The 13846-nt window shown below is 71.4% G+C and carries 7 protein-coding genes and 1 tRNA gene; 4 read left to right on the top strand and 4 right to left on the bottom strand.

Translation table 11 applies throughout. The features are described 5' to 3' along the window. Positions 1-115: 115 nt before the first annotated feature. A tRNA-Asn gene (locus OG994_RS00730) sits at positions 116-191 on the bottom strand. A 285-nt stretch (positions 192-476) separates the two neighbouring features. Between OG994_RS00730 and OG994_RS00725 the strand changes: the two genes are divergently transcribed. The 4 genes from OG994_RS00725 to OG994_RS00710 all read left to right on the top strand — a co-directional run bounded on the left by OG994_RS00725 (position 477) and on the right by OG994_RS00710 (position 7187). Next, on the top strand, positions 477-869 hold the full coding sequence (locus tag OG994_RS00725) for a hypothetical protein (protein WP_328851883.1): 393 nt from the start codon (positions 477-479) through the stop codon (positions 867-869). Between the two features lie 491 nt (positions 870-1360). Further along, a complete protein-coding gene (locus OG994_RS00720; protein ID WP_328851882.1) occupies positions 1361-4741 on the top strand; it encodes a ThuA domain-containing protein in 3381 nt (1126 codons plus the stop codon). An 86-nt stretch (positions 4742-4827) separates the two neighbouring features. After that, a complete protein-coding gene (locus OG994_RS00715) occupies positions 4828-5898 on the top strand; it encodes a sugar phosphate isomerase/epimerase family protein (RefSeq protein ID WP_192902223.1) in 1071 nt (356 codons plus the stop codon). Positions 5899-6002: 104 nt separating this feature from the next. Further along, the gene (locus OG994_RS00710; RefSeq protein ID WP_328851881.1) at positions 6003-7187 is read left to right on the top strand and encodes an ROK family transcriptional regulator; all 1185 of its coding nucleotides are present in this window, start codon (positions 6003-6005) and stop codon (positions 7185-7187) included. A 114-nt stretch (positions 7188-7301) separates the two neighbouring features. On the opposite strand, the gene OG994_RS00705 is transcribed toward OG994_RS00710, so the two are convergent. The 3 genes from OG994_RS00705 to OG994_RS00695 all read right to left on the bottom strand — a co-directional run bounded on the left by OG994_RS00705 (position 7302) and on the right by OG994_RS00695 (position 13706). Continuing rightward, entirely contained in the window at positions 7302-8309 is a 1008-nt protein-coding gene (locus tag OG994_RS00705) for a sugar phosphate isomerase/epimerase family protein (protein ID WP_120330304.1), read from the bottom strand. A 336-nt stretch (positions 8310-8645) separates the two neighbouring features. Further along, the gene (locus OG994_RS00700; protein ID WP_328851880.1) at positions 8646-10763 is read right to left on the bottom strand and encodes a lectin; all 2118 of its coding nucleotides are present in this window, start codon (positions 10761-10763) and stop codon (positions 8646-8648) included. 72 nt (positions 10764-10835) lie between these two features. Then, the gene (locus OG994_RS00695; protein WP_328851879.1) at positions 10836-13706 is read right to left on the bottom strand and encodes an RICIN domain-containing protein; all 2871 of its coding nucleotides are present in this window, start codon (positions 13704-13706) and stop codon (positions 10836-10838) included. Between the last annotated feature and the right edge of the window lie 140 nt (positions 13707-13846).

The raw sequence follows: 13846 nt of genomic DNA, 5'->3' as shown, positions 1-13846 counted from the left end.
CGGGGCGCGGGGCGGAGTGCGGCGAAGGGTGGGGCGGGGGAGGGTGGAGCGCGCGAGCGCGAGCCGAGAACGGCGGACGCCCGCTGGCCTCGGGCACAGCGGGCGTGAAGTGGAGTGGCTCCCCCGATTGGACTCGAACCAATAACCTGCCGGTTAACAGCCGGCTGCTCTGCCAATTGAGCTACAGGGGACTGCAGCCACACGTCAACGGATCACTCCGACGCCGTGCGACGGGACAAGAGTACAGGACACCCGGGGGTGTTGGTCCAGGGGGTTACCGAGCGCGCGGCGGGACCGGCAGCACGGACAACAGACTCAACATTTCGGACAAATCGCCATCACGGCACAAGGAGGCATGAGCGCGGAGCAGGATGGGTAGTTAGCTGCGGACGACAGGACGCAGGCGCGAGTTTGGTCGTACCCGCCGGGGTACTCCCCGACGGGGCGACGGCGCGTCAGGTACGGAAGGAGCCGCCATGCGCGGAAAGATCATGTTTCTTGGCGGGCTGGCTGCGGGATTCGTCCTGGGCGCCCGTGCCGGCCGGGAGAAGTACGAGGAGCTGGTCATGCGGGGCCGCAAGGTACTCGACCACCCCACCGTGCAGGAGGCGGCGGGCGTCGCGCAGGCCCAGGCGACCCGGCTCTACAGCGAGGGCAAGGACAAGCTCGGCCAGACCAAGCTGGGCGAGAAGCTGAGCGGCAACGGCAGCAAGCAGCCGCTGACCGCCGCCGACGACGCGTTCGCCGGCACGCCGGCCACCGTCGGCGCGAAGACCGGTGGCAGCTCGTCGGCCGGTGGCTCGACCTCCGGGTCGACCTCGTCGACCGCCGCCACCCCGCGTTCCAAGCCGTCCGGCTCGGGCAGCTAGTCGCCGCACGTACGGGCCCGGTCGCCATCTCGGCGGCCGGGTCCGTAGCGTTTCCGGGCCCTCCGACGCTGTTCCTCACGACAGGTCCACCAAGCCCCCGCAGTCACACCACAAGCCCCCGCACTCCCGGCGACAAGCCCCGCACCCCACACCACAAGCCCGCCAAAGCCCCGCACCCCACACACGACAGCCCCGCACCCCACACACGACAGGGCCGCGGCCCACCACACTCCCCACGGCAGCTCGCCAGGCCCGCCGCACCACTTTCGCTCTGGGCAAGCCGATCTATCGCCACAACACTGGGAGACTTTCTCCGGTTTGGAGCAAAAGCTCGGCCGTACGGTCAGAAACTTTTGCTGGTTACCTCTTCTCTTTAGTGCCGCTCGCAAATATCGTCCTGCGTAGATCCTGGCCAGGCTCTCGGAACTCCCCCGGACCCCCTCAGCGGTGCCGACCGCTGGGGCGGACCCGCCCGACCAGAGCGAGGTTCGATGCGCAGATCCATCGGCCGAAGAGCCGCGACCCACCTCAGCCTGCTCACCCTCGTCGGCGCGACCCTCGTGGCGACCGGCCCGCAGCAGGCCGCGTCGGCACAGGCAGCCGCCGCACAGGCAGCCCCCCTACAGGCGGCCCCCGTACCGGCGGCCCCCGCGCCGGCGCCGGACGACAACGGCATCCAGTACAAGGTCCTCGTCTTCACCCGGTCGGCCGACGGCGGCCACGCCGCCACCACGGCGGGCGTCGAGGCGATCCGGCAACTCGGCAAGGACCGGCGGTTCACCGTCGAGGTGACCGACGACGCCCGCAAGTTCGACGAGCCGCACCTCAAGCAGTTCCGCGCCGTGGTGTTCCTGAACACCTCCGGCGACGTGCTGAACGACGCCCAGCAGGCCGCCTTCGAGCGCTACTACCGCGACGGCGGCGGCTTCGTCGGCGTGCACTCCGCCATCGAGGCGGAACCCGGCTGGGCCTTCCTCGACAACGTGCTCGGCACCCGCGCGGCGGGCGCCCCCACGGAGGCCAGCGCGGCCACCGTGACCGTCGCCGACCGGGTGCACCCGGCGTCCGCGTCGCTGCCGGAGCGGTGGACCACCACCGACCGGTGGTACAACTTCGCGGCGAACGTGCGGGGCGTCTCGCACGTCCTGGCCACGGTGGACGAGAAGACGTACGCCGGCGGCGCCATGGGCTTCGACCACCCGATCACCTGGTGCAAGGACTACCAGGGCGGGCGGTCGTTCTACACCGGACTGGGTGCCACCCCGGAGAGCTACGGGAGCGCCGACCTCCGCGCCCACCTGGGCGGGGCGATCCAGTGGGCGGCGGGCGTCACCGACGGGGACTGCGGCGCCACCGTGCTCGCCAACTACCAGATGACAGTGATCGGCGCGCAGCCCAACGTGAACGAGCCGATCGGCTTCGACGTGCTGCCCGACGGGCGGGTGATCCAGACCGACCGCCGCGGCGGCGTACGCCTGCACGACCCGGACACCAACGAGACCACCGTGCTGGCGCAGATCCCGGTCTACACCCACAGCGAGGACGGGATGTACGGCCCGGCGATCGACCGGGACTTCGCCACGAACAGGTGGGTCTACCTGTACTACGCCCCGCCGCTGGACACGCCGACCGGCAGCGCCCCGACCACGAGCACGGACCCGGCGGCCTGGGACCGGTGGAAGGGCTACTTCCAGCTGTCCCGGTTCAAGTTCGTCGACGGCGAGAACCCGACCCTCGACCTGGCGAGCGAGCAGAAGATCCTCCAGGTCCCGGTCGACCGGGGCGCCTGCTGCCACGTGGCCGGCGACATCGCGTTCGACTCGCACAACAACCTCTGGCTGGTCACCGGGGACGACACGCCGGCCGGCGGCGGCGGCTCCGGCGGGTTCTCCCCGCACAACGACTCGGTGAGCGCCACCGGCGTCTACCAGGCGCCGTTCGTGGACGCCCGGCGCAGCTCGGCCAACACCAACGACCTGCGCGGGAAGATCCTGCGGATCACCGTCCAGCCGGACGGGAGCTACACGGTGCCGGACGGGAACCTGTTCCCCGAGGCGCAGGATCCGGGCGACAAGACCCGGCCGGAGATCTACGCGATGGGCTTCCGGAACCCGTTCCGGATCACCCTCGACAAGAACGACGTCGCGTACGTCACGGACTACTCGCCGGACTCGTCGACGGCGGCGGTGGGCCGGGGACCGGCGGGCACCGGCCGGATGATGGTGGTCGACAAGCCTTCCAACTACGGCTGGCCGATGTGCGTGCAGCCCAACCTGCCGTACATCGAGATGAACTGGACCACCAACCCGATCTCGCCGATCGCGCCGTTCGACTGCGCGGCGCCGCGCAACACCTCCCGGCACAACACGGGCCTGACGGACCTGCCGCCGGTGGAGAAGTCGGAGCTGTGGTACTCGTTCCAGGCCCCGACCCCGTGTCCGGAGTCCTACCTGTCCACCCCCACGCAGACCTGCCCCGTGCTCTTCCCCGAGCTGGGCACCGGCGGCGTGGGACCGCACGGCGCGGCGCGCTACGACTACGACCCGGAGCTGAGGTCGGAGACGAAGTTCCCCGCGTACTTCGACGGGTCGATCTTCTTCGGCGAGTTCACCCGGGACACGCTCAAGGAGATCCGCCTCGACGGCCAGGGCGACATCCTGAAGATCAACAATGTGTTGAACTGCGGGCAGGCGCCGACCACCCCGTCGCGGCCGTTCCTCTGCGACAACCCGATGGACATGAAGTGGGGCCCCGACGGCAACTTCTACCTGCTGACGTACGGGGACGGCTTCTTCAACGTCAACCCGGACGCGGCGATGCTGAAGTTCAGCTACGTCAAGGGTCTGCGGGCGCCGATCGCCGCCCTGTCGGCCGACCGCACCAACGGCACGGCGCCGCTCACCGTGGCGTTCAGCAGCGAGGGGTCGCGCGACCCCGACCCGGCCGACTCCATCTCGTTCGCCTGGGATTTCGACGGCAACGGCACCACCGACTCCGTCGACCCCAACCCGACGTACACCTACACCGCCAACGGCGTCTACACGGCGCGGCTCACGGTGACCGACTCCAGCGGCAAGACCGCGTCGGCCAACACCACCATCACGGTCGGCAACACCGCGCCGACGGTCACCGTCGACACCCCGCTGGAGGGCGGCTTCTTCCGCTGGGGTGACAGCATCCCGTGGTCGGTGACCGTCACCGACCCGGAGGACGGCCCGGTCGACTGCGCCAAGGTCGAGGTGACCTTCGTCCTCGGCCACGACAGCCACGGGCACGGGCAGGCCAACCAGTTCGGCTGCTCGGGCGTCCTGCCCACCCTCGCCGACGACGCCTCGCACGGCGGCTACATCTACGGCGTCGTCAGCGCGTCCTACACCGACGGGGGCGCCAACGGCCAACCGGCCCTCACCACCGTCGACCAGCAGATCATCCAGGACAAGCGGCAGGAGGTCGAGTTCGCGGCCGACCAGTCCGGCACCACGGTCGGCACCACCGCCGACACCGGTGGCGGCCAGCAGCGCGGCAGCCTCGACCCGGGCGACTGGATCGCCATCAACAACACGGTGAACCTCCACCAGATCCAGTCGGTCACCCTGCGCACCTCGGGCGGTAGCGCGGCCACCGCCGGGCAGCCCCGGTTCGGCGTCCAGTTCCGGCTGGACTCCCCCACCGGACCGCTGCTGACCACCGCCGTCGTCAACGCGACCAGCGGCAACAACGCGTACGCCAGCACCACCGTGCCGATCACCGACCCGGGCGGCACACACCGGCTGTACCTCGTGTTCACCACCATCCCCGGCGGCCCGACCAGCGGTTTCGGAAACCTCAACTGGGTCGAGTTCACCGGTCCGGGCATCGGCGTCACACCGTGACGTCCGTGGTCGCGGGTCCGCCGGCGCGGACCCGCGACCACCGCCCGCCCCGTCCCCCCGGCACCACCCGAGAAAGGCAGCAGCAGATGAACGACAGTCAGCACGGCCTGAGCCGGCGCAGCATGCTCGGCGCCCTGGCCGGCCTCGCCGGCGCGGCCGCCGTCGGCGGCGCCGCCCTGGGCTCCCCCGCCTTCGCGGGCAACGGCCTGCTCGTCCCGGCCGGCAAGCGCGGCATCATCCTCTACAGCGTCCGGGACCGGATCGGCGCCGCCCCGGACGGCACCGGAGTGCCGTACGGCTTCGAGCGGGTGCTCGCCCGCCTCGCCGAGATCGGCTACAAGGAGGTCGAGTTCGCCGGCTACACCCAGCACACCTCGATCCTCGGCCGGCAGATCACCCCGCAGGAGATCCGCAAGATCCTCGACGACAACGGGCTGCGGGCCAACGGCTCGCACGCCTCGATCCCGAGCACCGTCAACCCGACCACCATCGCCCAGTTCGAGCAGACGCTCGACACCGCCGAGATCCTCGGCATGAGCCACATCGGCACCGGCAGCGACCCGACCGGCAGCAACTACAAGGCCGACTGGGACGCCGCCGTCGACCGGTGGAACACCTTCGGCGAGATGGCCGCCGCCCGCGGGCTGAAGCTGTACACGCACAACCACGACGCGGCGTACAACTTCCTGCTCGACAGCGGCCCGCTGGACGCGCAGGGCCGGCCGACCCGGTCCTCCGGCGTCCGCAAGCTGGAGTACTTCATCGCCCGCACCAACCCGGAGTGGGTGTGGTTCGAGATGGACATCTACTGGGCGCACGTGGCCCAGCACCGCTTCCGCACCTACACCGACCCGGACGGGGTGACGCAGACCAGCATCTTCGACCCGCTGGCCGTGGTCGCCGCCCAGCCGATCCGGTTCCCGCTGTTCCACGCCAAGGACGGCGCGTTCAACCCGGCCAACAGCGCCGGGTACGACATGGTGCCGCTCGGCCAGGGCGACATCGACTACGGGCACTTCTTCGCCAACATGGGCGCGAAGGGCTACCACAACCCGATGTGGGAGCAGGACAACGCGCCGGGCGGCGCCGCCGACCCGGGACGCTCCCTGCGTTACGCCGAGGTCAGTTTCCAGCACATGTCGGGTCTGCGGGGCTGACCGACCCGGCACGTACGCCAGGGGCCGCACCTGCCGGGTGCGGCCCCTGGCCGCTACAGGGCCGAAACACCGACCTGCGAGACTCGGGTCCGGAGGTGGTGGTGATGGCCCTCGTCCGGCTGGAGAACGCACACCAGGCGCGGTTGGTCCGGTTGCTGCGCGACGACGGCCCGCGGTCACGCGTCGAACTGGGCGACGCGCTGGGCCTGTCCCGGTCGACGTTGACGAGCGAACTGGACCGGCTCGTCGCGCACGGCCTCGTCGAGGTCGCCGGGCCGGCGGCCTCCCGGGGCGGGCGCCGGTCCTCGCTGCTGCGCCTCTCCGGCGGGATGCGCTTCGCGGGCGTCGTCGTGGCACCCGACCGGATCCGCGTGGCGGTGACGGACGGCGAGCTGAACGTCCTGGCCGAGGCCACCGAGCCGTCCGACGTGGGCGACGGGCCGGAACCGGTGATCGGCCGGGTCGTCGACCTGGTCGAGAAGCTGCGGGCCGAGGTGGGGGCGGCCGAGCTGACCGGCGTCGGCGTCGCCCTGCCCGGCCCCGTGGACACCGAGTCCGGCACCTCGGCGGCGCCCGCGGCGCTGCCCGGCTGGCAGCGGTACCCGGTGCGGGACGCGTTCGCCGCCGAGCTGCGCTGCCCCGTGCTGGTCGACAACGACGCGAACCTGCTGGCCCTCGGCGAGCAGCACGCCGGCATCGGCCGGACGTTCGACGACTTCCTCTACCTGAAGCTCGGCACGGCGGTCGGCAGCGGCCTCGTGCTCGGCGGCGCGCTGTACCGGGGCGCGACCAGCAGCGCGGGGGACATCGCGCACCTGCCGCTGGGCGAGGACGGCCCGGTCTGCGCCTGCGGCGAGACGGGCTGCTTCGAGGCGTACTGCGGCGACGCCGCGCTCGTCCGGTCGGCGCTGGACGCGGCCCGGTCGGGACGGTCCGCCGCGCTGGCCGACCGACTCGCGGCGGCGGGCTCGCTGACGGTACGGGACGTGGCGGCGGCCGCCACGGCCGGCGACCCGGAGGCGCAGACGCTGGTCCGGGACGCGGCCCGCCGGATCGGCCGGGTACTGGTCGGCCTGGTCAGCTTCTTCAACCCGGGCATCGTGGTCATCGGCGGGGCGGCCGACGGCCTCGGGCACATCCTGCTCGCCGAGATCCGGGCCGTGGTCTACCGCCGGTCGGCGCCGCTGGCCACCGGCACCATGCCGGTCGTGCTCTCCGACCTGGGCGAGCGTGCCGGTCTGGTCGGCGCGGCGCGCCTGGCCAGCGAGCACGTGTTCGCCGCCGCGTGACCCGGGACGCCGTCGGGCGGGCGGACCATCGACCGGCCCCGAGCGCTGCCGGTGCGGACCGCCGGGTGACCCGGGGACACCGCCGCGCGGGCGGGCCCCCGGGCCAGCGTCGGCTCAGCCCTTGCTGCTGAACGCCGCGTCGAACGCGGCCGCCGGGGCGTCGAAGGCGAGCCGGCGGACGAACTGGAGCGCCTCCGGGGCGCCGACCAGCCGGTCCATGCCGGCGTCCTCCCACTCGATCGAGATCGGCCCGTCGTAGCCGATCGCGTTCAGGGCGCGGAAGCAGTCCTCCCACGGCACGTCACCGTGGCCGGTGGAGACGAAGTCCCAGCCGCGGCGCAGGTCCGCCCACGGCAGGTGCGAGGAGAGCCGGCCGCGCCGCCCGTCGCCGGTGCGTACCTTCGCGTCCTTGCAGTCGACGTGGTAGATCCGGTCGGCGAAGTCGAAGATGAAGTTGACCGGGTCCAGCTCCTGCCACACGAAGTGCGACGGGTCCCAGTTCAGCCCGAACGCGGGCCGGTGGCCGATCGCCTCCAGCGTCCGCTTCGTCGTCCAGTAGTCGTACGCGATCTCACTGGGGTGCACCTCGTGGGCGAAGCGCACACCGACCTCGTCGAAGACGTCGAGGATCGGGTTCCACCGGTCGGCGAAGTCCTGGTAGCCGCGCTCGATCATCGACGGCGGCACCGGCGGGAACATCGCCACGGTGTGCCAGATCGACGAGCCGGTGAAGCCCACGACGGTGCGCACCCCGAGCTTCGCCGCCGCGCGGGCGGTGTTCTTGATCTCCTCGGCGGCTCGCTGGCGTACGCCCTCCGGCTCGCCGTCGCCCCAGATGCGGGACGGGAGGATGTCCTGGTGCCGCTCGTCGATGGGGTGGTCGCAGACCGCCTGGCCGACGAGGTGGTTGGAGATCGCGTAGACCTTCAGGTTGTGCTTGGCGAGCGTTTCCAGCTTGCGCTCGACGTACGAGTCGTCGGCCAGCGCCTTGTCGACCTCGAAGTGGTCGCCCCAGCAGGCGATCTCGAGCCCGTCGTAGCCCCACTCCGAGGCGAGCCGGCACACCTCGTCGAACGGAAGGTCGGCCCACTGGCCGGTGAAGAGCGTGATGGGTCGCGCCATTGTCCTTCTCTCCCCTGTGGTGATGGGGATTCCGTGCGGGCGGACCGGGGCGAGGGTGACCGGTCGAACCGGTGCGGCGGGCCGTGACGGATCGCCGGCGGGGTGGCACCCCGAACCCGCCGGGTTGCGCCTCCCGACGGGCCACCGGCGCCCTGCACGGTCGCCGCCCCCACTCTAGGTGCCGTACGAGCGCCAGGAAACCCCCCGAGCCCCGCCCCCACCCCCGCGATCTTGCACTTTCGGCCCCTGTTTCGCGGCTTTTGCCAGCTATGCCGGGGCACCAAGTGCAAGATCGCGGGGAGGGTCGCGGGGAGGGTCGCGGGGAGGGGCGGGGGCCTAGGGCAGGGTCCACTTCTGGTTTGCCGCGCCCGTGCACGTCCACAGGTGTACCGGCGTGCTGTCGGCCGAGTTGTTGCCCGACACGTCCAGGCACTTGCCCGACTGCGGGTTACGCAACGTCCCGTCGGCCTGCGCCGACCAGTTCTGCGCACCCGTACCGTTGCACGTCCACAACTGGATCTTCGTACCGTCCGCCGACCCACCACCGGACACGTCGAGACACTTACCCAACGCCCGCACCGTCGAGTTCGGCGTCACCGACCACGTCTGCGCGGCGCTCCCGTTGCAGGTGTAGATCTGGATCTGCGTACCGTCGGCCGTACCGCCGCCCCGCACGTCCAGACACTTGCCCGCGAGACCCCGGATCGGCCCGGTGCCGGGCGTACCCCCGCCGCCGTCACCCCGCACGAGGGTGAAGTCGTCGACGTCGAAGAGCCCACCGCCGGACCCGGTGAAGGTCAGATAGAGGTTCTGCGTACCCGACGGCACGCTCGACAGCGCGGTCGTGACGTCGGCGAACGTCGTCCAGCTGCCCGTGTTGGGCACGGCCACCGAGCCGAGCACCGGGCCGCTGGTCGAGCCGGTGCGCACCTGGATGGTGCCGCCCGGCCCACCGGAGACGACCCGCGCCCGGAACGACGTCACGCCCGTGAGGTCGACCCCGTTGTACGCCGCCCAGTCGCCCGGGTCGATGTAGCCGAGCGTCTGGCCGCCGTTCGCGCCGGCCTTGGCGAACGGGGTGACCCCGCTCGCCGAGCTGAACGCCTCGGCCTGGACGGTGGTGTTCCCGCCGCCCGGCGTACCCCCGAGTTCCTTGATCCGGACGTTGCGGAACGAGACGTCGTCGCCGGTGCCGTGGTTCTGCAGGCCGATGTGCCCGGCGAGCGAGCGGGCCGGGTCGGTGTTGGTGAAGTCGTTGATCTTCACCCCGTTGAGGAACACCTGGAGCCGCTCACCCTCGACGAGCAGTTCGTAGGTGTTCCACTCCCCCGCCGGGTTGAGCGCCGCGTCCCGGGCCGCCAGGTCGGCCGACTTGAAGGTGTAGACGGCCCCGGTGGTCCGGTCGGGGGCGTCGGTGGGGTCGATCTGCACCTCGTAGCCGTTGTTCACGGCCGACCAGGGGTCGCTCGACGGCGGGAAGCCGATGAACACGCCCGAGTTGTCGTCGCCCGCGAGCCGCCAGTCCAGCTTGAGGGAGTAGTTGGTGAACTGCTTCGCGCTGTACCAGAACAGGCCCATCCCGCCCACGGAGGTGAGGGTGGCGTCGGCGTTCGTGAAGCTGCCCGGCCCGGCCTGCGACCAGCCGATGGTGGAACCGTTGTAGAGGGTCGTGTAGCCGGTCTCGGGGCGGCAGTCGGCCTTGGCCCGGCCGGCCGCGTACCGGATGCCGCCGAGCAGGTGCGCGCGGAACGCCGGCTCGGCGTACGACGCCTGGGTGTGGCCGCCGCCGGTGTAGAAGGCCCGGCCGCCGTTGTACGTCTTGCACCAGGAGTGCGGGTGGTCCCCGCCCATCGAGCCGCCGGAGTACGACGACTCGTCGAGGGTGGCGAGCACCCGGGCGGTCGAGCGGGCGTTGGTCTGGTAGTTGTACCACTCGTCGGTGCGGGTCCACGTCTGCGGCAGGTGGGCCGTCGCCGCGTGGGCCCGGTTCTCGACCTTGACGTTCGCCTGCTGGATGGCCGGGTGGGAGGCGAAGTACGCGCCGACGAGGTTGCCGTAGAACGACCAGCCGTACTCGGTGTCGGCGGCCGCGTGCACCCCGACGAAGCCGCCTCCGCCGCCGATGTACGACTCGAAGGCGCTCTGCTGGCTGGCGTTGAGCACGTCGCCGGTGGTGTTGAGGAAGACGACGGCCTCGTACTGGGCGAGGTTGCCGGTGGTGAAGGCCGCGGCGTCCTCGGTGGCGGTCACCGTGAAGTTGTTCGCGGCTCCGAGGTCGCGGATGGCCTGCGTGCCGACCGCTATCGAGTCGTGCCGGAAGCCGGCGGTCTTGGAGAAGACGAGCACGTCGTACGGGGTGTCGGCGGCGTTCGCCGGGTTGGCCGGGGTCGTGCAGGCGATGACGGCGAGGGCGGCGGTGGCCCCGCCGAGGACGGATCGCAGGAGTCTGCGCATCTCAGCTCTCCTCAGGTTGACAGGAGGGGCCCCGGGACAACGCTATCCGTTGAAAGGGCCCCTCCGCGCACATCAGGGCAGGGTCCACTTCTGGTTCGCGGCGCCGGTGCACGTCCACAGGTGCACGGGCGTGCTGTCGGCCGAGTTGTTGCCCGACACGTCCAGGCACTTGCCCGACTGCGGGTTACGCAACGTCCCGTCGGCCTGCGCCGACCAGTTCTGCGCACCCGTACCGTTGCACGTCCACAACTGGATCTTCGTACCGTCCGCCGACCCACCACCGGACACGTCGAGACACTTACCCAACGCCCGCACCGTCGAGTTCGGCGTCACCGACCACGTCTGCGCAGCGGTCCCGTTGCAGGTGTAGATCTGGATCTGCGTACCGTCGGCCGTACCGGCGCCCCGCACGTCCAGGCACTTGCCGGCGAGGCCCCGGATCGGGCCGGTGCCGCCGCTGCCCGCGCCGGTGTTGAGCGTGAACGCGTCCACGTCGTAGAGCGCGCCGGTGCCCGACCCCGCGAACGTCAGGTAGAGCGTCGTGGTGCCGGCCGGCGGGCTGCCGACCGTGCCCGTGACGGTGGTGAAGGTGTCCCAGGCGCCGGTCACCGGCACGGTGGCCGAGCCGATGACGGTGCCCGTGGGCGAGCCGGTGCGCAGTTGGAGCGTGCCGCCGGCGCCAGCCGACGAGACCCGGGCCGTGAACGAGGTGACGTTGCCGACCCGGTACGGCTGGAACGCGATCCAGTCGCCGTTGTGGATGTCACCGACGGTCTTCCCGCCCTCGGCGGTGGCCTTGTCGAACGTGTTGATCCCCGACGAGGTCTTGAAGTGCTCGGCCTGGCGGTGCCGGGGCTGGAGCGTGTGCTGGGTGTGGGTGGTGAGGCCGCCCGCGTCCGTGTACTCCGCGTCGAAGATCGCGAAGATGTTCGCCGCCTCGTCGTGCTCGCCGTCGACCGGGATGGTGATCGCGCCCGTGCACCCGTTCTGCGAGGTGATTTGGTGCCCGTGCTGGTCGTGCCCGAGCACGTAGGTCATCTTCACCTTGGCGCAGTCGATCGTGCCGTCCTCCGGGTCGGTGACGGTGATGCTGAACGGCACGGTGTCGCCGTAGGAGAAGAGGCTGCCGTTGCCGGGGCTGTTGACGGTCACCGTGGGCGCCGTGTTGCCCACGCTGACCACCACACTCGCGCTGCCGGTCGCGCCCTGCGGGTCGCGTACGGTCAGGGTCGCCGTGAACGTCCCGTTGGCCGTGTACGTCTTCGTCGGATTCGCCGCCGTGGAGGTGGTGCCGTCGCCGAAGGCCCACGCGTACGTCAGCGCACCGCCCTCAGGGTCGGACGAGCCGGCCGACGAGAACGCCACCGTCAGCGGGGCCGCGCCGGAGGTGCGGTCGGCGGTCGCCACCGCGGTCGGAGCCCGGTTGCCGCCGCCGATGTAGTCGAAGCGGTAGAGCGCGGAGTTCGCGTCCCCGTTGAAGTACCCGGTGCCGTAGTCGAGCACGTAGTACGCGCCGTCCGGGCCGAACGCCGAGTCCATGACCTGCTTGCCCGTCCAGGGGAAGCTGTCGATGGTGCCCCGGGAGCCGTCGGCGTTGACGTGGATCGGCTTGATCCAGCCGCGGCCGAACTCGGTGGCGAAGAACTGGCCGTCGAAGGACTGGGGGAACTTCGTGGCCGAGGGGTTGGCGGCGTCGTACCGGTAGACCGGGCCGCCCATCGGCGACTCGGACCCGCCGCCGAACTCCGGCGGGCTGCCGGCGTCGCCGCCGTACCGGATCCAGGCCGGCTGCGCGGGCGGCAGCGTGGACCGGCCGGTGTTGCGGAACGAGTTGTTGGTGGGCCCGCCGGCGCAGTTGAACTTCGGGCCGCTGGTGTTGGTGGCGAAGTCCCACTCGTTGTAGGTCTCGGTGCTGGTGTTGGTGCCGGTGCAGTACGGCCAGCCGTAGTTGCCCGGCCCCGTGACCCGGTTGAACTCGACCTGGCCGGCGGGCCCACGGGTGGCGCTGGTCGAGCCGGCGTCCGGCCCGTAGTCGCCGACGTAGACGATGCCGGTGGCCTTGTCCACGCTCATCCGGAACGGGTTGCGGAAGCCCATCGCGTAGATCTCCGGGCGGGCGCCGGGCGTGCCGGCCGGAAAGAGGTTGCCGGCCGGGATCGAGTACGTCCCGTTCGCGTTCACCTTGATCCGCAGGATCTTGCCGCGCAGGTCGTTGGTGTTGCCGGCGCTGCGCTGCGCGTCGTACCCGGGGTTGCGGTTCGTGCGTTCGTCGATCGGGGCGTACCCGGCGGAGTCGAACGGGTTCGTGTCGTCGCCGGTGGAGAGGTAGAGGTTGCCCGCGGCGTCGAAGTCGATGTCGCCGCCGACGTGGCAGCAGAGGCCCCGGTCGGCCGGTACGTCGAGCACGTCGACCCGGCTGGCCTGGTTCAGGGTGAAGTCGGCGTTCAGGGTGAACCGGGACAGCCGGTTGACCCCCTGCCAGGCGGAGAAGTCGCTCCCGGTGGCCGGCGCGTCCCCGGCGGGGGTGGACAAGGGCGGGGCGTAGTACAGGAAGATGTGGCGGTTGCTGGCGAAGTTCGGGTCCACCCCGACGCCCTGCAGCCCCTCCTCGTCGTGGGTGTAGACGGGGATCGTGCCGATCACCGTCGTGGTGCCGTTCGCGTCGGTGCGGCGCAGCGTGCCGTTGCGGGCGGTGTGCAGCACCGAGCGGTCGGGCAGCACGGCCAGCGACATGGGCTCGCCCATCTCGGCGACGCCACGGGCCAGCTCGACCTGCTGGAAGTCGGTGGCGTTGATCGGGTGGGCCTGTGCCGGGGCGGGACCGCCGATTGCGGCGGGACCGGCGCCGAGGGCGACCGTGCCGGCCGCGGCGACCAGCAGCAGCGCCGAACCGGCGGGGAACCATCGTCGGGGTCGGTGGTGCGATCTGTCCGAGTTGGACATGGTGAGCTGTCCCTCCTGACGACTGACCGCCAGGGCGGGGCGCGCGCCGACGCGCCGGGGTGCCGTGGCGGGGGTTGCGGTGGGGGCCCGCCGGGGTGCCGACCCGGCCGGCCGTGAGCACTCCGCACGGTGGAGCCACG

The sequence above is a fragment of the Micromonospora globbae genome (genome assembly GCF_036184225.1).
GTDB classification, from domain to species: domain Bacteria; phylum Actinomycetota; class Actinomycetes; order Mycobacteriales; family Micromonosporaceae; genus Micromonospora; species Micromonospora globbae.
The sequence above is the reverse complement of the archived record's forward strand: the minus strand, read 5'-3'. Positions and strand labels throughout refer to the sequence as shown.

Excerpts from the sequence above, each read along its gene's own strand:
- OG994_RS00710 (WP_328851881.1), top strand. The coding sequence starts at position 6,003 with ATGGCCCTCGTCCGGCTGGAGAACGCACACCAGGCGCGGTTGGTCCGG.
- OG994_RS00700 (WP_328851880.1), bottom strand. The coding sequence starts at position 10,763 with ATGCGCAGACTCCTGCGATCCGTCCTCGGCGGGGCCACCGCCGCCCTC.
- OG994_RS00715 (WP_192902223.1), top strand. The coding sequence starts at position 4,828 with ATGAACGACAGTCAGCACGGCCTGAGCCGGCGCAGCATGCTCGGCGCC.
- OG994_RS00705 (WP_120330304.1), bottom strand. The coding sequence starts at position 8,309 with ATGGCGCGACCCATCACGCTCTTCACCGGCCAGTGGGCCGACCTTCCG.
- OG994_RS00725 (WP_328851883.1), top strand. The coding sequence starts at position 477 with ATGCGCGGAAAGATCATGTTTCTTGGCGGGCTGGCTGCGGGATTCGTC.
- OG994_RS00695 (WP_328851879.1), bottom strand. The coding sequence starts at position 13,706 with ATGTCCAACTCGGACAGATCGCACCACCGACCCCGACGATGGTTCCCC.
- OG994_RS00720 (WP_328851882.1), top strand. The coding sequence starts at position 1,361 with ATGCGCAGATCCATCGGCCGAAGAGCCGCGACCCACCTCAGCCTGCTC.